The organism is Lysobacter sp. P5_B12, from assembly GCF_056400425.1.
In genome coordinates this window covers 22,810-40,629 of record NZ_JBFULG010000011.1, presented here as the reverse complement: position 1 = coordinate 40,629, position 17,820 = coordinate 22,810, and the positions used below count along the sequence as shown (strand labels likewise).

General features: G+C 66.5%; 18 protein-coding genes. 9 read left to right on the top strand and 9 right to left on the bottom strand.

The features are described 5' to 3' along the window. The first annotated feature begins 2 nt into the window (after positions 1-2). Positions 3-1,193 (top strand): glycine C-acetyltransferase, encoded by a 1,191-nt coding sequence (kbl, locus tag AC1DOM_RS15135; RefSeq protein WP_498964759.1) that lies wholly within the window; start codon positions 3-5, stop codon positions 1,191-1,193. Here kbl and AC1DOM_RS15130 read toward each other — a convergent pair. From AC1DOM_RS15130 to AC1DOM_RS15115, 4 genes are all read right to left on the bottom strand, one after another. After that, positions 1,183-1,929, bottom strand: a complete 747-nt coding sequence (locus tag AC1DOM_RS15130; RefSeq protein WP_498964824.1) for a pseudouridine synthase — start codon at positions 1,927-1,929, stop codon at positions 1,183-1,185. The two genes, kbl and AC1DOM_RS15130, sit on opposite strands and share 11 nt — an antisense overlap. A gap of 6 nt (positions 1,930-1,935) precedes the next feature. Beyond that, positions 1,936-2,499 carry a hypothetical protein gene (locus tag AC1DOM_RS15125; protein ID WP_498964757.1) on the bottom strand — a complete coding sequence of 188 codons (564 nt, stop codon included), beginning with the start codon at positions 2,497-2,499 and terminating at the stop codon, positions 1,936-1,938. Positions 2,500-2,643: 144 nt separating this feature from the next. Further along, on the bottom strand, positions 2,644-3,753 hold the full coding sequence (locus tag AC1DOM_RS15120) for an OmpA family protein (RefSeq protein WP_498964755.1): 1,110 nt from the start codon (positions 3,751-3,753) through the stop codon (positions 2,644-2,646). 162 nt (positions 3,754-3,915) lie between these two features. Then, positions 3,916-5,370 (bottom strand): bifunctional 2-methylcitrate dehydratase/aconitate hydratase, encoded by a 1,455-nt coding sequence (locus AC1DOM_RS15115; RefSeq protein WP_498964753.1) that lies wholly within the window; start codon positions 5,368-5,370, stop codon positions 3,916-3,918. 159 nt (positions 5,371-5,529) lie between these two features. Between AC1DOM_RS15115 and AC1DOM_RS15110 the strand changes: the two genes are divergently transcribed. The 5 genes from AC1DOM_RS15110 to AC1DOM_RS15090 all read left to right on the top strand — a co-directional run bounded on the left by AC1DOM_RS15110 (position 5,530) and on the right by AC1DOM_RS15090 (position 10,248). Next, complete coding sequence (locus AC1DOM_RS15110) at positions 5,530-6,315, top strand: dioxygenase family protein (RefSeq protein ID WP_498964751.1); 786 nt, start codon at positions 5,530-5,532, stop codon at positions 6,313-6,315. Between the two features lie 61 nt (positions 6,316-6,376). Then, complete coding sequence (locus AC1DOM_RS15105; protein ID WP_498964749.1) at positions 6,377-8,431, top strand: oxidoreductase; 2,055 nt, start codon at positions 6,377-6,379, stop codon at positions 8,429-8,431. A gap of 51 nt (positions 8,432-8,482) precedes the next feature. Continuing rightward, positions 8,483-8,839: a DUF1428 domain-containing protein gene (locus AC1DOM_RS15100; RefSeq protein WP_498964747.1), complete on the top strand. Its 357-nt coding sequence runs from the start codon at positions 8,483-8,485 to the stop codon at positions 8,837-8,839. 251 nt (positions 8,840-9,090) lie between these two features. Continuing rightward, complete coding sequence (locus AC1DOM_RS15095) at positions 9,091-9,549, top strand: cell wall hydrolase (protein WP_498964745.1); 459 nt, start codon at positions 9,091-9,093, stop codon at positions 9,547-9,549. A gap of 84 nt (positions 9,550-9,633) precedes the next feature. Then, entirely contained in the window at positions 9,634-10,248 is a 615-nt protein-coding gene (locus AC1DOM_RS15090; RefSeq protein ID WP_498964743.1) for a glutathione S-transferase family protein, read from the top strand. 82 nt (positions 10,249-10,330) lie between these two features. Here the strand turns inward: AC1DOM_RS15090 and prpC are convergent, their stop codons facing one another. The 4 genes from prpC to AC1DOM_RS15070 are packed head-to-tail and all read right to left on the bottom strand — an operon-like array spanning position 10,331 to position 14,662. Continuing rightward, positions 10,331-11,476 carry a bifunctional 2-methylcitrate synthase/citrate synthase gene (gene prpC, locus AC1DOM_RS15085; protein WP_498964741.1) on the bottom strand — a complete coding sequence of 382 codons (1,146 nt, stop codon included), beginning with the start codon at positions 11,474-11,476 and terminating at the stop codon, positions 10,331-10,333. Between the two features lie 2 nt (positions 11,477-11,478). After that, the gene (gene prpB, locus AC1DOM_RS15080; protein WP_498964739.1) at positions 11,479-12,366 is read right to left on the bottom strand and encodes a methylisocitrate lyase; all 888 of its coding nucleotides are present in this window, start codon (positions 12,364-12,366) and stop codon (positions 11,479-11,481) included. A 49-nt stretch (positions 12,367-12,415) separates the two neighbouring features. Then, positions 12,416-13,399, bottom strand: coding sequence for a malate dehydrogenase (locus tag AC1DOM_RS15075; protein WP_498964737.1), 984 nt, complete (start codon positions 13,397-13,399; stop codon positions 12,416-12,418). 57 nt (positions 13,400-13,456) lie between these two features. Continuing rightward, a complete protein-coding gene (locus AC1DOM_RS15070) occupies positions 13,457-14,662 on the bottom strand; it encodes a pyridoxal phosphate-dependent aminotransferase (RefSeq protein ID WP_498964735.1) in 1,206 nt (401 codons plus the stop codon). A gap of 28 nt (positions 14,663-14,690) precedes the next feature. Between AC1DOM_RS15070 and AC1DOM_RS15065 the strand changes: the two genes are divergently transcribed. Genes AC1DOM_RS15065 through AC1DOM_RS15055 form a run of 3 tightly spaced genes read left to right on the top strand, consistent with a single transcriptional unit; the run spans position 14,691 to position 17,223 of the window. Continuing rightward, positions 14,691-15,449, top strand: coding sequence for a hypothetical protein (locus tag AC1DOM_RS15065; RefSeq protein WP_498964733.1), 759 nt, complete (start codon positions 14,691-14,693; stop codon positions 15,447-15,449). Beyond that, the gene (locus AC1DOM_RS15060; protein WP_498964730.1) at positions 15,446-16,624 is read left to right on the top strand and encodes a M48 family metalloprotease; all 1,179 of its coding nucleotides are present in this window, start codon (positions 15,446-15,448) and stop codon (positions 16,622-16,624) included. The genes AC1DOM_RS15065 and AC1DOM_RS15060 overlap by 4 nt, the downstream gene beginning before the upstream one ends. Beyond that, complete coding sequence (locus AC1DOM_RS15055) at positions 16,624-17,223, top strand: hypothetical protein (protein ID WP_498964728.1); 600 nt, start codon at positions 16,624-16,626, stop codon at positions 17,221-17,223. The genes AC1DOM_RS15060 and AC1DOM_RS15055 overlap by 1 nt, the downstream gene beginning before the upstream one ends. A gap of 7 nt (positions 17,224-17,230) precedes the next feature. Here AC1DOM_RS15055 and AC1DOM_RS15050 read toward each other — a convergent pair whose 3' ends face one another. Further along, the gene (locus AC1DOM_RS15050) at positions 17,231-17,725 is read right to left on the bottom strand and encodes a peptidylprolyl isomerase (protein ID WP_498964726.1); all 495 of its coding nucleotides are present in this window, start codon (positions 17,723-17,725) and stop codon (positions 17,231-17,233) included. Positions 17,726-17,820: the final 95 nt, after the last annotated feature.

Genomic DNA, 17,820 nt, shown 5'->3' with positions numbered 1-17,820 from the left:
ACATGACCCTCACCACGCGTTACGCGCAAACGCTCGACGAAATCCGCGACGCCGGCCTGTTCAAGTCCGAACGCATCATCACCAGCCCGCAGTCGGCGGAAATCACCCTCGCCGACGGGCGCACGGTGCTGAACTTCTGCGCGAACAACTACCTCGGGCTGGCCGACCATCCCGACGTGATCGCGGCGGCCAAGGACGCGCTGGACACGCACGGTTTCGGCATGGCCAGCGTGCGCTTCATCTGCGGCACGCAGGACCTGCACAAGCAGCTGGAAAAGACGATCGCGGACTTCTTCGGCACGCAAGACACGATCCTCTACGCCGCGTGCTTCGATGCGAACGGCGGCCTGTTCGAACCGCTGCTGGACGAGAACGACGCGATCATTTCCGACGCGCTCAACCACGCGTCGATCATCGATGGCGTGCGCCTGTGCAAGGCCAAGCGTTATCGCTACGCCAACTGCGACATGGCCGACCTGGAAGCCCAGCTCAAGCAGGCAAAGGCCGACGGCGCGCGCACGATCATGATCACCTCCGACGGCGTGTTTTCGATGGACGGCTTCATCGCGCCGCTCGATGAAATCACGGCGCTCGCGCAGAAGTACGGCGCGCTGGTCCACATCGACGAATGCCACGCCACCGGTTTCCTCGGCAAGACGGGACGCGGCTCGGCCGAGGTCAAGGGCGTGATGGAGAAGATCGATATCTTCACCGGCACGCTCGGCAAGGCGATGGGCGGTGCGCTCGGTGGTTTCACCACGGCCAAGCGCGAAGTGATCGAACTGCTGCGCCAGCGTTCGCGTCCCTACCTGTTTTCGAATTCGCTGCCGCCGCACGTCGTGGCCGCGGGGATCAAGGCGTTCGAGATGCTGTCCTCGGCCGGCGAGTTGCGTGAGCGCCTTGCGGAGAACACGAAATATTTCCGCGAGCGCATGACCGCCGCCGGCTTCGACATCAAGCCGGGCGTGCATCCGATCGCACCGGTGATGCTGTACGACGCACCGCTTGCGCAGAAGTTCGCCGGGCGGCTGCTTGAGGAAGGCATCTACGCGATCGGCTTCTTCTTCCCCGTCGTGCCGAAGGACAAGGCGCGCATCCGCACGCAGATCAGCGCGGCGCATACGCGCGAACACCTGGATCGCGCCATCGACGCGTTCGTTCGCATCGGCAAGGAACTGGGCGTCATCCAGTAAGGGCGTCGATTTCGGAGGGCGTCAGCTCGCGCCAGGCGCCCTTCGCCAGTTCGCCCAGTTCCAGCGGGCCGATCGCGACACGCACCAGTCGCAACACATCGACATCCAGCACGGCGAGCATCCGGCGGATCTGCCGGTTGCGGCCTTCGTCGAGCACGATGTCCAGCCAGGCGGTGCGTTCGCCCGTGCGCAGGACCGTCGCGGATTTCGCGCGCAGGGTTTCGCCTTCGTCCTCGACGCCCGCGTTGAGCGCCGCGAGCAACGCATCGTCCGGAAGCGCGTCGATCTGCACGTGGTAGCGCTTGTCGGGGCCGGTCGCCGGATCGGTGATGCGGGCGGCCCACGCCGGATCGTTGGTGAACAACAGCAGGCCTTCGCTGGCCTTGTCGAGCCGGCCGACGGGCGCGAGCCAGGGCAGGCCTGCACCGTCGAAACAGCGATACACCGTGTCGCGGCCGCGCTCGTCGCGTGCGGTGGTGACCAGCCCGCGGGGTTTGTTGAGCGCGAGCACGCGGCGTTCGGGGGCGTCGTCGAGCGAGCGGCCGTCGACTGCGATGCGATGGCGGCCGGCGATAGTCGGGAATTCCGGGTCGCGCACGACGCGCCCGTCGACGCTCACGCGACCGGCGCGGATCCACTCGGTTGCTTGCGTGCGCGAACACACGCCGCGCTTGGAAAGCGCGCGTGCGAGTCCGTGGCGAGGTGTCGCGGAGTTGGCCAGCGGCGTATCAGGCAGCTTCGATCAGGGCTTGGCGGGCGTCGCGGTGGGCGGTGCGACGGGCGCAGCGGGTGCGGCGGGCACGGTGGTCGAGGATGCCGCGGGCACAGCAGTCGACGTTGCAGCCGCGGGCGCGGCGGCCGGGGCGCTACCGCCCTTCGCGACGCGCACGCCGCGCGCCTTCATCCACTGGTCGAATTCCTCGGCCGTCATGCGCTTGCCGTTCTGGTTCATGTCGAACCGCCACGGCGAATTGTCGAACTGCGTCTTCGGTTTATACGTGGAAGAATCGACCACGCCGTTGGCGGGCGATGCGGCAGGCGCCGCGTTCGCGATGCTGCGGCAACCCTCGAGCTTGAGGCGGAAGAGCACGTTCTCGACGGTCTGCGACTCGTCGTAGGCCTGGGCGAGCACGCCGGTCGGCGCGCCGAGCTGGTGGCTGGGGACGGTGAGTTCGGGCGCGAGCGCGGGCAGGACGGTCGGCTGGATCGGCAGCGCGCGCGGCGCGGTGGCCAGGCTGCAGTTGTTCTGTGCGTGGGCCATGCCCGACAGCGCCAACAATCCCAGGGCAACGAGTGTGTAGCGCATGGCCGATCTCCGAAGTCTCGTCGGAGTGTAGGCACCCTGCCGATGCGTAACAACCGAATCACGCGCAATTGCGTGTGATCGGCGTTAGAAAAAAAGAAGCCCGGCGTTGGCCGGGCTTCTTCTTGTTGCGTGGAACCGTCGAACTTAGTTCTGGACGTTCAGCTCGGTGCGGCGGTTGCGCGCACGGTTTTCCGGATTGTCCGAACCATCGTCGTTCGTGTTCGGCGCAAGCGGGCGGCTCTCGCCGTAACCGTTCGGGCCGATCAGGCGAGCGGCGTCGACGCCGTTGCTGGTCAGGTAGTCGTACACCGCCTTGGCGCGACGCTCCGACAGCTTCTGGTTGTAGGCGTCGGAACCGACGGAGTCGGTGTGACCGGCGACTTCAACCTTCAGCTCGGGATAGCGCTTCAGGATTTCGGTGGCTTCGCCGAGGATCGCGACCGCGTCCGGACGCAGCGTCGACTTGTCGAAGTCGAAGTTGACGCCCTTCAGGTCGATCGTGACCGGCACCGGGCAGCCGTCCGGACCGATGGTCTGGCCAGCCTGCGAACCGGGGCACTTGTCGTCGCAGTTGTTGACGCCGTCACCGTCGTCGTCCGCATCGGCGCACGACGGGGCCGCCGGGGCCGGGGCAACCGGGGCTGCCGGCTCCGGACCGAGGGCCACGGTCAGGCCGACCGAAGCGAGGATGTCGGTGAAGTAGTCTTCCTGCTGCTGGGCCGGACGCGCCTGGATGTCGTCGAAATCGATACGCGTACCGACTTCCGTGCGGAGGTCGACGCGACCGAAGTCGAACTGCAGGCCGGCGCCGAGGTTCACGGCGGCGTTGTTGTCCGAATGCTCGGCCGGGAAGCCGCCGTCCGGGGTACCGAACGCGGGATCACGGATGAATTCTTCTTCGTGACGCTGCCAGCCCAGGCCCGCGCGGACGTAGGGCCACCACTTCGCGTCGGCGCTGCGGAAGTGGTAACGGGCATCGGCCGAGGCGCCGTACTGGCTCCACCAGAGGTTCGGATTCGACTGCTTGTCCGGGTTCTGGTAGTTCAGTTCGAAGTCGACCGACCAATTCGGGTTCAGGAACTTGCCGAAGCCGAGGGTGCCGAAGATGGAATCTTCGGTATCACGGTCCGTGTCCTGGAAGTTCACGCCGGTGGAACCCGCGACATACCAACGGTCGTCGAAGGTCTGCGCGGCGGCCGCCTGCGCGACGCCAAGGCCACACAGAAGCGCGGCGCAGAGGAGTTTCTTGTTCATGTTCAGCTCCTTGATCAGGGTAAAGAAACCAATCGCTTTTTCAATTCAAGACGGCCGCGATCCGCACGGCATCCAGGCCAACTTAATTCGGGGCGCATGAAGGCCTTGTTAACGCTAGCATAACAGTTGGTGGGTGCCAACCCTCTGTAAGGCGGCCGAATCTTACACCCGGTAAAGGTTCATGAAGTCCGAGATGGACATCGCTTCCAGTTCCGCCGGCTTGCCGGCCAGGGCCATCAGCCGGTCGGCCGAGGCCGCCTGGAGGTGCGCCCGGATGGCGGCCTGGAACTTCGCCATCAGCACGGGGATGCCTTCGGCGCGGCGTTTCCGGTGGCCGATCGGGAAATCGATCGACACCTTCTCCGTGCTCGTGCCGTCCTTGAAGAACACCTGGACCGCGTTGCCGATGTAACGCTTGTCCGGGTCGAAATAGTCCTTCGTGAACTGGGGGTTTTCCTTCACGACCATCTTGGCGCGCAGGGCGTCGATGCGCGGGTCGGCCGCGACGTCGTCGTTGTAGTCGTCCGCGGTCAGGCGCCCGAAGATCAGCGGCACGGCCACCATGTACTGGAGGCAGTGGTCGCGGTCGGCGTAATTGGCCAGCGGGCCGGTCTTGTCGATGATGCGCACGCCGGCTTCCTGCGTCTCCATCTCGATGCGCTCGATGTCCTCGATGCGGCCCCGCACCTGCGGATGCAGCTGCATGGCGCATTCCACGGCGGTCTGGGCGTGGAATTCGGCCGGGAAGGAGATCTTGAACAGGACGTTCTCCATCACGTAGCTGCCGAAGGGACGCTCGAACTCGAACGCCTTGCCCTTGAAGGCGACGTCGTAGAAGCCCCAGGTCTTCGCGCTCAGCGCGCTGGGATAGCCGACCACCTTCTTCTCCACCGCGTTCAGCGCGTGGGTGACGGCGCGGCGGCAGGCATCGCCTGCGGCCCAGCTCTTGCGCGGGCCGGTGTTCGGCGCATGGCGGTAGGTGCGCAGCACGCCGTTGTCGATCCACGAGTGCGAGACGGCGGTGACGATCTCGTCCTTCGTGCCGCCCAGCATCGCGGTGGCGACCGCGGTGGAGGCCAGGCGGACGAGGATCACGTGGTCCAGGCCGACGCGGTTGAACGAATTCTGCAGCGCGTAGACACCCTGGATCTCGTGGGCCTTGATCGCCCAGCCGAGCACGTCGCGCACGGTGATCGTCTTGCCGCTGTCTTCGCGCAGGGCCTTGCGGTTCAGCCAGTCGGCCACGGCGAGGATGGCGCCGAGGTTGTCCGACGGATGGCCCCATTCGGCGGCGAGCCAGGTGTCGTTGAAGTCGAGCCAGCGCACCAGCGTGCCGATGTTGAAGGCGGCCTGGACCGGATCGAGCTCGTAACCGGTGCCCGGCACGACGGCGCCGCCCGGGAGCGTGGCGCCCGGCACGATGGGGCCGAGGTGCTTCACGCAGCCCTCGAACTTCATCGCCAGCATCGCGCAGGCGAGCGAGTCGAGCAGCATGTGGCGCGCGGTGTCGTACGCCTCCTGCGAGCCGATCGTGTAATCGATGACGTAGTCGGCGATGTCGACCATCGGCTGGTCGGGATTGGGGCGAACGGCGGAACGAACGTCGAAGTGGCTCATGCGTAGGCGGTCGGCGGAGGGAAGCCGCGCATTTTGCCAGACGGCGACGCGTTTCACGGCCCGACTATCGGTCTGGACCGCCACGCGTTGCAGGGATGCAACGCACCTACGCGGCCAGACCGGTTGGTCCGGTGCGCCAAGGCGCGCATCTTCAAGCGCATGGACCAGCCCTTGCCCACCCTCTTTCTTTCCCACGGTTCGCCGATGTTGGCAGTGCAGGATTCGGCTGCCGGTCGCTTCCTCGATGGCCTGTCGCGCCAGTTGCCGACGCCGCGCGCGATCGTCGTCGCCTCGGCGCACTTCGCCGCCGTGCCGACGCACGTGGGTGCCGCCGCGCTGCCGCATACGATCCACGACTTCGGCGGTTTCCCGCAGGCGCTGTATGGCCTGCGCTACCCGGCACCCGGCTTGCCGGTCCTCGCCCAGGCCATCGCCAAGGTGATCGGAGATGCGGGACTTCCGGTCCGCATCGCGGCCGAACACGGTCTCGACCACGGCGTGTGGGTCCCGCTGCTGCGGATGTTCCCGGAGGCCGACATCCCGGTCGTGCCGATTTCGGTGGATCCGCGCGGCGACGCGCAGGCCCACATCGCACTCGGCCGTGCGTTGGCGGCGTTGCGGAACGATGGCGTCCTCGTGATCGGCTCGGGCGGCTTCGTGCACAACCTCGGCGACCTGGACTGGCAACACCCCGACGCACCGCTTGCGTCGTGGGCGGCGGACTTCGCCGCGTGGATGCGCGACCGCCTGCAGGCCAACGACCTCGATGCGCTCGCCGACTGGCAGAAGCGCGCACCGAACGCGAAGCGCGCGCACCCGACCGTCGAACACCTGATGCCGCTGTTCGTCGCCCTCGGCGCCGCGGGCGAGGCGCCGAAGATGCGTCACCTGCACCGGTCGCACGAACTCGGCTCGCTGGCCCTGGACGCTTTCGCTTTCCACTGACCGATTGTGCGACGCCCGAAATGCGGGCATGGTGCGCCATCCCGTACGCCAGCGTATGCGCATGTCCGCCCTGCCCTCCGAAACCACGCCCGACGTCGACGCTTCTCCCTATCCGCACCTGTTCCGCCCGCTCGACCTCGGGTTCGCGACGCTGCGCAATCGCATCCTCATGGGCTCGATGCACACGGGCCTGGAGGATCGCGCGCGCGATTTCCCGAAGCTCGCGGCTTACTTCGCAGAACGCGCGGCCGGCGGCGCGGGGCTGATCGTCACCGGCGGCTTCGCACCGAACCTGGTGGGCTGGCTCAAACCGTTCGCGGGGAAGTTGTCCTGGCGGCATGAGGTCCGCCCGCATCGCCAGGTCACGCAGGCCGTGCACGCGCAAGGTGCGCACATCTGCCTGCAGTTGCTGCACGCGGGGCGTTACGCGTACCACCCCTTGTCGGTCGCGCCGTCGAAATTGAAAGCGCCGATCAATCCGTTCACGCCGCGTGCGTTGTCCGCGCGGGGCGTCGAACGCCAGATCGATGCGTACGCGCGCGCGGCGGTGTTCGCGCGCGAAGCCGGTTACGACGGCGTCGAGTTGATGGGATCGGAGGGCTATCTCATCAACCAGTTCACGGTCGCGCGCACCAACAAGCGCGCCGACCGCTGGGGCGGCGATGCGGCGCAACGCATGCGCTTCGCCGTCGAAATCGTCCGCCGCGTGCGCGAAGCCTGCGGGCCCGACTTCATCCTCGTGTGCCGCCTGTCGATGCTCGACCTCGTCGACGGCGGCGGCGACTGGCACGACATCGTGCAGCAGGCGCAAGCCATCGAACAGGCGGGTGCCACGCTGATCAACACCGGCATCGGCTGGCACGAAGCGCGCATTCCGACGATCGCCACGTCCGTGCCGCGCGCGGCGTTCGCCGGCGTGACCGCGAAACTGCGTCCACACGTTCGCCTGCCGCTCATCGCGACCAATCGCATCAACATGCCGGACGTCGCCGAACGCGTCCTCGCCTCTGGCGGCGCCGACATGGTGTCGATGGCGCGCCCGCTCCTCGCCGATCCGCAATGGCCGAACAAGGCGCGTGCCGGACGCGCGCATGCGATCAACACCTGCATCGCGTGCAACCAAGCGTGCCTGGACCATGTGTTCGAAAACAAGCGCGCCAGTTGCCTGGTGAATCCGCGTGCGTGCGCGGAAACCGAACTCGTGTCCGTGCGTGCAACGACACCGCGCCGCATCGCCGTCGTTGGCGCGGGACCCGCGGGACTGGCCTGCGCCACGGAAGCGGCAGCGCGTGGCCACAAGGTCGATTTGTTCGAAGCGAGCGATGTGATCGGTGGGCAATTCAATCTTTCGCGCCGCATTCCCGGCAAGGAAGAGTTCGAGGAAACGCTGCGCTATTTCCGCCACCGCATCGAAGAAACCGGCGTCGCGCTGCATCTTCGGACACGCGTGGAAGCCGATGCCTTGAAGGACTACGACGCCGTCGTCGTCGCCACCGGTGTGAATGCGCGCGCGGTTTCCTTCCCCGGCGCGGACCACGCGAAGGTGGTCGGCTATGCGGACGTGATCGAAGGGCGCGTGGTGTGTGGCCCGTGCGTGGCGATTGTCGGCGCGGGCGGCATCGGCTTCGACGTCGCGGAATTCCTCGTGCACCAAGGCACGTCGCCGTCGCTGGATCCGCACCTGTGGATGCGCGAATGGGGCATCGATCCGGCATTCGACGCACGCGGCGGACTCGCCACTGCGCACCCGGAACCGCCCGCGCGCGAGGTGTGGTTGCTGCAACGCACGGAAGGCCGCCCCGGTGCGCGCCTGGGCAAGACGACGGGCTGGATCCATCGCGCGACCCTGAAGGCCAAGCGCGTGCAGATGCTCGGCGGTGTCGAATATCTCGGCGTCGACGATGCGGGCCTGCGCATCCGCGTCGATGGCGAAGAGCGCTTGCTGCCGGTCGACCACGTGGTGGTCTGCGCGGGCCAGGAACCGCGACGCGCCCTGTTCGATGCCTTGTCGAACGCGACCGGCAACGTGCATGTCATCGGCGGCGCCGATATCGCCGCCGAACTCGACGCCAAGCGCGCCATCGCCCAGGGCACGGCGCTCGCGGCGCGGCTTTAACGCGGCCGGTCGTAGGCTCCGCGGCCTCCCCCGACCGCGGAGTGCCGCCCCATGTACGTCGATGGATACGTCCTGGCCGTTCCCGAAAAGAACCTCGCCGACTACCGCAGGATGGCCCGCAAGGGGGCCGCGATCTGGCTCGAATACGGCGCGCTCGAATACTGCGAGAACGTCGAGGACGACGTGCAGCCCGGGAAGCTCACCAGCTTCCCGCAGGCGGTCAAGCGCAAGCCCGGCGAGCTCGTCATCTTCTCCTGGATCATCTACAAGTCCAGGGCCCAGCGCGACCGCATCAACGCGAAGGTCATGAAAGACCCGCGCCTGGCCGAGTTCTCCAATCCGAAGAACATGCCCTTCGATGGCAAACGCATGTTCTGGGGCGGATTCAAGCCGCTCCTGTGGCGCTGACCTAGCGCATTCACATTAAAAACACAAGCAAATCCGTAACTTACGAAATCGGTTCAGGCTTCGTTGGGAACCGGATCGTTAACGTGCGCACACTTTCACGCCCCGCCAGTCGATGCGGGGCACCCTCGCGGCCCGCCTTCCAAGGGCCGCGATCGGGCAAAGGCAGCCGTTAGAGCCGCCGCCCTCCCCAGTACGCCATGTCGCAGGTCCTCAAGGGCCTACGTCGCAACGGAGCAAGGAGTCCGACGCAAATGAAGCTGGCCTGGATCCTCTGGCTGTCGCACGTGTTGCCGCAGCCGGCCGCAGATTCGCTCTGCCTGAGCACCACCGTGTACCTCGAGGCGCGCGATCAATCCGCCCTCGGGCAGCAGGCCGTCGCCGAGGTGGCGCTGCGCCGCCGCGATAGCGGCCTGTGGGGCGACAACCTGTGCTCGGTGGTCACCGCGAAGAAGCAGTTCGCGCCGACCATCGTGCCTGCCGACACGCGCCTGCGCGGCGGGCAAGCGTGGTCGGACGCGGTGAACGTCGCGCTCCAGGCCGAACGCAACTGGGCATTGCCTTACGGGCAGCGACAGGAAATCGTGCCGGGCGCGAGCCACTTCGCCGCGCATGCCATCGCGACGCCTGCGTGGAGCAACGCGTTCCAGGTGGCGAAGATCGGCGACCACACCTTCTATCGCGTGCAGCCGCTCAAACCGCGCCACGGTTGAACTTCACTGTTGCCTTTTCGCGTGATTGTCGATCGACACCACGCTGGGGATGATGGCGGTCTCCTAATTTCGCGGAGTCGCCCCATGAAGCTCTACTACACACCCGGCACCTGCGCGCTGTCGGACCACATCGCATTGGAGTGGATCGGCAAGCCCTTCGACGCGCAATTGGTGACGCGCGAGCAGCGCACGCAACCCGAATATCTGGAGATCAATCCCGCCGGCGCGGTGCCGGCGCTTGAATTGACGGACGGCAAGGTACTGCTGCAAAACGTCGCGATCCTGAACTACCTCGCCGACTCGTTCCCCGAAGCCCAGCTCGGGGGAGACGGAACGCCGGAGTCGCGCGCCGAGGTCAACCAGTGGTTGTCGCTCGTCAACTCCGACGTGCATCCGCAGTTCCATTCCTTCTTCGGCAAATACGACTTCCTCGGCGACGCGAAGGCGATCGAACGCACCCAGGACAAGTCCCGCGAGAATTTGCGCAAGCTCTACGAGCGCATCGATGCGCAGCTGGATGGCAAGCAATGGTTGGCGGGCGAGCGCTCGATCGCCGATCCCTACCTGTTCGTGACGCTGCGCTGGGCGAAGGCGCAGGATGTCGACCTGTCGGGCCTGGACAACCTGCACGCGCACTACGACCGCATGCGCAACGATCCGGGCGTGCGCAGGGCGATGGAAACGCAGGGGTTGGCCTGAGGTTCGTCGTTGCTCACCCCACCCAAAAAGAAACCCGCCGATGGCGGGTTTCTTTTTGACCTCCCCTGGAGGGGAGGTGCGCTCAGCGCTTTTCGATCGGGACGTAGTCGCGGTCGTCGGGGCCGATGTAGTTCGCGCTCGGGCGGATGATCTTGCCGTCTTCGCGCTGCTCGATCACGTGCGCCGCCCAACCGGTCGTGCGCGCCACCACGAACAGCGGCGTGAACATCGGCGTCGGAATGCCCATCATGTGATAGGCCGACGCGCTGTACCAATCCAGGTTCGGGAACATCTTCTTCATGTCCCACATCAGCGTCTCGATGCGCTCGCTGACGTCGAACAACACCTGGTTGCCGCCCTCGGCGCAGAGCTTGCGCGAGAGTTCCTTGATGATCGGGTTGCGCGGGTCGCCCACGGTGTAGACCGGGTGGCCGAAGCCGATGACGATTTCCTTGCGCTCCACGCGGGCGCGGATGTCGGCTTCGGCTTCATCGGCGGTCGCGTAGCGCGAGATGATGTCCATCGCCACTTCGTTCGCGCCGCCGTGCTTCGGGCCGCGCAGCGCGCCGATCGCGCCGGTGATGCACGAATACATGTCCGAACCGGTGCCGGCGATCACGCGGCCGGTGAAGGTGGAGGCGTTGAACTCKTGCTCGGCGTACAGGATCAGCGACTTGTCGAGCGCATCGGCGTGCAGCTTCGACGGCGGCTCACCGTGCAGCAGGTGCAGGAAGTGGCCGGCGACGTTGTCGTCGTCGGTTTCCACGTCGATGCGGCGGCCGTTGCGGGTGAAGTGCCACCAGTACAGGAGCATCGAACCGAAGCTGGCGATCAGCCTGTCGGCGATGTCGCGCGCTTCGGAGGCCGGATGGCCTTCGCGCTCCGGGAGTACGGTGCCGAGCACCGAGCAACCCGTACGCATGACATCCATCGGATGCGCGTTGGCGGGCACCAGTTCCAGCGCTTCCTGCACGATGGCCGGCAGGCCGCGCAGGCGCGAGAGCTTGGTCTTGTAGGCCTTCAGCTGCGCGGTCGTCGGCAGCACGCCGTGCACCAGCAGGTGCGCGACTTCCTCGAACGTTGACCTGGTCGCCAGGTCCTTGATGTCGTAACCGCGGTAATGCAGGTCGTTGCCGCTGCGGCCGACCGTGCACAGCGCGGTGTTGCCCGCGGCGGTGCCGCTCAGCGCGACGGACTTCTTGGCCTTGGGGAGCACTTGTTCGCTCATGGTCATCCCTTCTTTTCTTGCGAAAACAATTGGTCGAGCTTGTCTTCGTACGCGTGGTAACCGAGGAAGTCGTACAACTGCGCGCGCGTCTGCAGGGTATCGACGATGTTCTTCTGCGTGCCTTCGCGGCGCACGGTTTCGTAGAAATTGAGCGCGGCCTTGTTCATCGCGCGATACGCGCCGCAGCAGTACAGCGCGATGTCGACGTTCGCACCGCGCAGTTCGTCGGTGGTGAAGAACGGCGTGGACCCGAACTCGGTGAGGTTGGCCAGGATCGGCACCTTCACCGCGGCCTTGAAGCGCTTGTAATCCTCGAGCGTGTTCATGGCTTCGGGGAAGATCATGTCCGCGCCGGCTTCGACGTAGGCGCAGGCGCGGTCGATCGCCGAATCGACGCCTTCGACCGCCGCCGCATCGGTGCGCGCCATGATCACGAACGACGCGTCGGTGCGCGCGTCCACCGCGGCCTTCACGCGATCGATCATTTCGGCCTTCGACACGACTTCCTTGCCCGGGCGATGGCCGCAACGCTTCTGGCCGACCTGGTCTTCCATGTGCACGGCGGCGACGCCGACGTTGATGAAGGAGCGGATCGTGCGCGCGATGTTGAACGCGCCACCCCAACCGGTATCGATGTCGACCAGCAGCGGCAACTGCGTGGCGTCGACGATGCGCCGTGCATCGACCAGCACGTCTTCCATCGTGCTGATGCCGAGGTCGGGCACGCCGAGCGAATTGGCGGCGACGCCGCCACCGGAGAGATACAGCGCCTTGTAACCCGTGCGCTTGGCCATCAGGCCGGCGTACGCGGTGATGGCACCCATCACCTGCAGCGGGCTTTCGTCGCGGACGGCGGCGCGAAACCTCGCGCCTGCGGAATCTTGCGTCATGTCATGCATCCACAATGGACGAGGCGACCTTGCGGTCGCCTCGGGTGAATCACAGCAGGTGCGCCACGCCGGCGCGCTCTTCCTCGAGCTCGGCGAGCGTCTTGTCCATGCGCTGCCGGCTGAAGTCGTCGATCGGCAGGTCGCGGATCATCGTGTACTCGCCGCCCTGCGTGGTGACCGGGAAGCCGTACAGCACGTCCTTCGGAATGCCGTAGCTGCCGTCGGAGGGAATGCCCATCGTCACCCACTTGCCGTTGCTGCCGAGCAGCCAGTCGCGCACGTGGTCGATCGCGGCATTGGCGGCCGACGCGGCCGACGAGAGGCCGCGCGCTTCGATGATCGCGGCGCCGCGCTTGCCGACCTTCGGGATGAAGTCGTTCGCGTTCCAGTCGGCGTCGTTGATCTTGTCCTTCAGCGAGGCATTGCCGACGGTGGCGAAGCGGTAGTCGGGATACATCGTCGGCGAATGGTTGCCCCACACGACCAGCTTGTCGATGTCGGCGACCTGCACGCCTGCCTTGATGGCCAGCTGCGACAGCGCGCGGTTGTGATCCAGGCGCAGCATCGCGGTGAAGTTCTTCGCCGGCAGGTCCGGCGCGGACTTCATGGCGATGTAGGCGTTGGTGTTGGCCGGGTTGCCGACCACGAGCACCTTGACGTTGCGCGAAGCGACGTCGTTCAGCGCCTTGCCCTGTTCGGTGAAGATCTTCGCGTTCTCGAGCAGCAGGTCCTTGCGCTCCATGCCCGGGCCGCGCGGACGCGCGCCGACGAGCAGCGCGACATCGGCGTCCTTGAACGCGACGCGCGGATCGTCCGTGCCGACCATGCCGGCGAGGAGCGGGAACGCGCAGTCCTCGAGCTCCATCATCACGCCCTTGAGCGCGGCCTGTGCCTTGTCGAGCGGCAGTTCCAGCATCTGCAGGATGACCGGCTGGTCTTTCCCGAGCATTTCGCCGGAGGCGATGCGGAACAGCAGGGCGTAGCCGATCTGGCCGGCGGCGCCGGTGACGGCAACACGGACGGGGGTCTTCATGGTGCGGTGGCTCCGGAAATCTGTGGGGATGGTGCGTGTCGGACGTTAAAAGGCGCGTTACTTCAGTTCTTCGAAGAATTCCTTGAAGCGTTGCAGGCCCGGCGCGAGTTGCGGCGTCGGACACGTGTAGCTGATGCGCAGCGCGCGCGGCTCGCCGAAGGCCGAGCCCGGCACGCAGGCCACGCCCTTGGCTTCGAGCAGCGCATTGCAGAAGTCGACGTCGTTGGCGATCTTCTGGCCCGTCGGGCCATGCGTCTTGCCGAAGGCGACGCTGATGTCGGGGAAGACGTAGAACGCACCCTGCGGACGCGGGCACACCACGCCCGGCAGCGTGGCGAGCATCGCCAGCACCTGGTCGCGCTTGGCCGCGAATTCGGCGTTCTTCTGCGCGGGGATGTCCTGCGGGCCGGAGAGCGCGGCGATGGCCGCGGCGGTCACGACTTCCGGGATGTTGGTGATGTGGTTGGAGTTCATCGTCGCGACGGCACTGGCGACATTCTTCGGGCCGGCGAGGAAACCGACGCGCCAACCGGGCATGCCGTAGGTCTTGGACAGCGAGTCGAGGAAGATCACGCGATCGCGCAGTTCGGGACGCGCGTGCACGAAGTTGTGGTAACCCAGGCCGTCGAACACCATGCGGTTGTAGATGTCGTCGGTGATCACCCACGTATCGGGATACTTGGCGATGACATCGGCCAGCGCGGAGATCTCGTCCTTCGAATACACCATGCCCGTCGGGTTGGACGGGTTGTTGAACAGGAAGACCTTCGGCTTCTTCGCCAGCGCGGCGTCGAGCTGGGCCGGGGTCATCTTGTAGTCCTGCGACGCCGGGCACGGAAGCAGCTCGACCTTCGCGTTCACGATTTCCGCGATGTCGAAGTAGCTGGTCCAGTAGGGCACCGCGAAGCAGATGGTGTCGCCTTCGTCGAGCAGCGCTTCGGCGAGGTTGAAGATCACGTGCTTGGCGCCGATGCCGGTCGCGATGTTCGCGCGTTCGTATCCGTTCAGGCCGATCTGCGCGATGTGAGCGAGGAAGGCGTCCAGGAGCGCATCGCTGCCGCGGTTGCTGCCGTACTGCCCGCTGTCTTTCGCCAACGCTTCACGAGCAGCGGCATAGACGTGGTCGCCCGGGAGGAAGTTCGGCACACCGATGGAAAAGCTGATGATGTCGCGGCCTTCGGACTTCAGACGCTTGGCCTTTTCGGCCACCACCATGATTGCGCTAGGCTTGGCGCGACCAATGCGCCGGGCGAGCTCAGGCATCGCGAAAACCTCTTCAAGGAAGCCGGAAATGCTAGCACAGGGGATGCTGTCGGCCGCAGTGCACCGGCCAGTGGCGCGCAGGTTTTCCATCGTTTCCGGTCTGTTCCTCCTGATCCTCGCGGCCCTGCCGGGGTGCATGTCGACGCAGGTCCGGCAGGTCGAGGACGCGGGCGGCAAACCGGTGGTCCTCTCGGGCACCACCGTGGTCCTGGTGGAACCGGACATCGAGCTCTACGCCGTCGGCGCCGGCGGCATGGCCGAACCCCGCAAGGCGTGGACCGAGGCGGCGCGCAAGAACTTCCCCGATGCCGCGCGCCAGCGCCTGGAAGCGGTCGGCTTCACCCTGAAGCCCGATTTCTACCTGCCCAAGGACGCCGGCCCCGAAACCCGGCTGCGGCAGCTGTACCTGCTGAACCAGGCGGTGTCGATCAGCATCCTCAACTACGGGCGGCCGGGCACGCTGCGCAACAAGCACGACAAGTTCGACTGGACCCTCGGCCCCGGCGTTTCGACGCTGCGCGAAGCCACCGGCGCGGACTACGCGCTGTTCACCTACGTGCGCGACAGCTACACCAGCGGCGGGCGCGCGGCGATGCGCGTCATCGGCTTCCTCCTGCTCGGCGGCGACATCGGCGGGGGCCAGCAGATGGGCCTGGCCTCGCTGGTCGACCTGCGCACCGGCCAGGTGGTCTGGCACAACCTGCTGGTCGACCAGACCGGCGACCTGCGCGACGAGGCCGGCGCGCGGGAAACCGCGGGCGACCTGCTCAGGGACATCCATCGATGAGGCGCCGGTCTGCGAAAGCGTTCATCGCGGCCGCCCTGTTCGCCGTGCTCGCCGGCTGCGCCACGCAGCAGCCGATGCGCAAGAACGAACCGGGTTCGCGCCCCGTGGCGGGCACCGATGAAGACGAGCTGTGGTACGCGATGGAGAAGTCGGAGGAAGAACTCCAGCGCTCGCCGATGCGCGTGCGCGATCCGGCGCTCAACGCCTACGTCACCGACGTCGCCTGTCGTGCATCGGCCGGTTACTGCAAGGACCTGCGCGTCTACATCATGAACGTGCCCGCCTTCAACGCGAGCATGGCGCCCAACGGCACGATGATCGTGTGGACCGGCGCGTTGCTGCGCATGCGAGACGAAGCCGAACTCGCCTTCGTTCTCGGCCACGAGGCCGGCCACTTCCGCGCGCAGCACACGCTGCGGCAATGGCGGCGCATGAAGGACACCAGCGCCTTCCTCAGCGCCTTCCAGGTACTCGCTTACGGCGCGGGGTTTCCGAACACCGCGATGTTCGGTTCGCTCGGCATCTACGCGACGATCTTCAAGTTCAGCCGCGACATGGAACGCGAGGCCGACAAGCTCGGTTTCGAGGCGGTCGTCGCGCAGGGCTGGGATCCGCGCGCCGGCGCGGACGTCTGGGCGCGCATGCTGCGCGAGGAAAACACGCTGAAGTACATCAGCCGCAGCACGGTGTTCGCTTCGCACCCGGCCACCGAGGAGCGACTGGCCGACGTGCGCGCCGCCGCCGCGTCGGTGCCGAATCCGCCGAGCACCCGCAACAAGGAACAGTACCGGCACGCCACCCGTCCGTTCCTCGAGAACTGGTTGGTCGCCGAACTCGCGCAGCGTCGCTACGCCAGTTCGCAACTGGTCATCCAGGAATTGCTGGACGACGCGCCGCAGGAAGACAAGGGCATGCTGACGTTCTACCTGGGCGAGGCCTATCGACGCCACGACCGCCCCGGCGACGACGCGAAGGCCGCGCAACTCTACGCAAGCGCGATCACCCTGCCCGGCGCGCCGGTCGGCGCATGGCGCGAACACGGTTATGCCCTGGCGCAACAAGGCCGCAACGCCGAAGCACGCGCGGCATTGGAGACCTATCTGCAGAACGCGCCGAAGGCCGACGATCGCGCCTTCGTGCAGCGCGCGCTCGACAAACTCGGAGGCACGCACTGATGCATCGCATGGGATGGATCCGCAACGCGTTCGTCGCGGCCGCGGTCGCATTGCTGCTCGCCGCCTGCGCCAGCGGCAGCAGCACGAGCCGGCTCGTCACGCCGGGCGAAGTGCGCGCCGGCAAGCTCGTGCTCAACAGTGAAATGGAGTGGACGCGCGCCACGACCAATCGTTCGCAGCTGTGGACGATCGATGGCGAGCTGCTGAACATGCTCTACCTGATCCACACGGTGAAGGACGGCGACTACATCTTCCTCGGGCAGCGCGAGAGCAAGCGCCGGCCGGACGCGCCCTACTATCACAAGGGCATGCGCGAGGATGAGCTGCGCGACCTGGTCGCGGACGGACTGCTCAGTGCAGGCTTCGTCGGGGTGACGCCGAGCAACCTGCGGCCGGCGACATTCGGCACGCACCAGGGCCTGCGCTTCGACGTGGACCTGCAGACGGCCGAAGGCCTGCAGTACCAGGGCCTCGTCGCGATGTTCGAACACGACAAGGGCCTGGCCCTGGCGATCTTCATCGCACCGCGCGAGTACTACTTCCCGCGCGATGGGGCGAAGGTGTCGAGGATGTTCGACACCTTGCGCTGGGAGGGTTAGCGGAACCTCAGGCGGCGAGGATCTTGTTCCACTCCGCCACGCGGTCGGCCTTCGCCGCCAGCGCCGCGTCGGCGTCGCCTTCGATGCGCACGCGCTCGATCTTGTCGCCCTGCTTCACGGCGTCGACCACGTCCATCCCCTCGATCACCTTTCCGAAGACGGTGTGCTTGCCGTCGAGCCAGGGGGTCGGGACGTGCGTGATGAAGAACTGGCTGCCGTTGGTGTTCGGGCCGGCATTGGCCATGGAGAGCACGCCGCGGTCGTGGCGCAGGCCATTGCCGATCTCATCCTCGAAGCGATAGCCCGGGCCGCCACGGCCGGAGCCCTCGGGACAGCCGCCCTGGACCATGAAATCGGCGATCACGCGGTGGAAGTCGAGCCCGTCGTAGAAGCCGCGTTTGGCGAGATTCACGAAGTTGGCGACCGTCAGCGGGGCCTTGTCGGGGGCCAGCTCGATGCGGATGGGGCCACGGGCGGTTTCGAAAACGGCGACCAGGGACATTGCGGGGCTCCTGCGGGAAAGCCGCCGAGGATACTCCAGTCAGTGTTTGGACCCCGCCTACGGGTATACTCGCCGGCTCTCTCAAGCCGCCCCGC

What these genes read in the sequence shown, in the direction of transcription:
- kbl (WP_498964759.1), top strand. Translation starts at nt 3, where the DNA reads ATGACCCTCACCACGCGTTACGCGCAAACGCTCGACGAAATCCGCGAC.
- AC1DOM_RS15125 (WP_498964757.1), bottom strand. Translation starts at nt 2,499, where the DNA reads ATGCGCTACACACTCGTTGCCCTGGGATTGTTGGCGCTGTCGGGCATG.
- AC1DOM_RS15120 (WP_498964755.1), bottom strand. Translation starts at nt 3,753, where the DNA reads ATGAACAAGAAACTCCTCTGCGCCGCGCTTCTGTGTGGCCTTGGCGTC.
- AC1DOM_RS15115 (WP_498964753.1), bottom strand. Translation starts at nt 5,370, where the DNA reads ATGAGCCACTTCGACGTTCGTTCCGCCGTTCGCCCCAATCCCGACCAG.
- AC1DOM_RS15110 (WP_498964751.1), top strand. Translation starts at nt 5,530, where the DNA reads ATGGACCAGCCCTTGCCCACCCTCTTTCTTTCCCACGGTTCGCCGATG.
- AC1DOM_RS15105 (WP_498964749.1), top strand. Translation starts at nt 6,377, where the DNA reads ATGTCCGCCCTGCCCTCCGAAACCACGCCCGACGTCGACGCTTCTCCC.
- AC1DOM_RS15100 (WP_498964747.1), top strand. Translation starts at nt 8,483, where the DNA reads ATGTACGTCGATGGATACGTCCTGGCCGTTCCCGAAAAGAACCTCGCC.
- AC1DOM_RS15095 (WP_498964745.1), top strand. Translation starts at nt 9,091, where the DNA reads ATGAAGCTGGCCTGGATCCTCTGGCTGTCGCACGTGTTGCCGCAGCCG.
- AC1DOM_RS15090 (WP_498964743.1), top strand. Translation starts at nt 9,634, where the DNA reads ATGAAGCTCTACTACACACCCGGCACCTGCGCGCTGTCGGACCACATC.
- prpB (WP_498964739.1), bottom strand. Translation starts at nt 12,366, where the DNA reads ATGACGCAAGATTCCGCAGGCGCGAGGTTTCGCGCCGCCGTCCGCGAC.
- AC1DOM_RS15075 (WP_498964737.1), bottom strand. Translation starts at nt 13,399, where the DNA reads ATGAAGACCCCCGTCCGTGTTGCCGTCACCGGCGCCGCCGGCCAGATC.
- AC1DOM_RS15070 (WP_498964735.1), bottom strand. Translation starts at nt 14,662, where the DNA reads ATGCCTGAGCTCGCCCGGCGCATTGGTCGCGCCAAGCCTAGCGCAATC.
- AC1DOM_RS15065 (WP_498964733.1), top strand. Translation starts at nt 14,691, where the DNA reads ATGCTAGCACAGGGGATGCTGTCGGCCGCAGTGCACCGGCCAGTGGCG.
- AC1DOM_RS15060 (WP_498964730.1), top strand. Translation starts at nt 15,446, where the DNA reads ATGAGGCGCCGGTCTGCGAAAGCGTTCATCGCGGCCGCCCTGTTCGCC.
- AC1DOM_RS15055 (WP_498964728.1), top strand. Translation starts at nt 16,624, where the DNA reads ATGCATCGCATGGGATGGATCCGCAACGCGTTCGTCGCGGCCGCGGTC.
- AC1DOM_RS15050 (WP_498964726.1), bottom strand. Translation starts at nt 17,725, where the DNA reads ATGTCCCTGGTCGCCGTTTTCGAAACCGCCCGTGGCCCCATCCGCATC.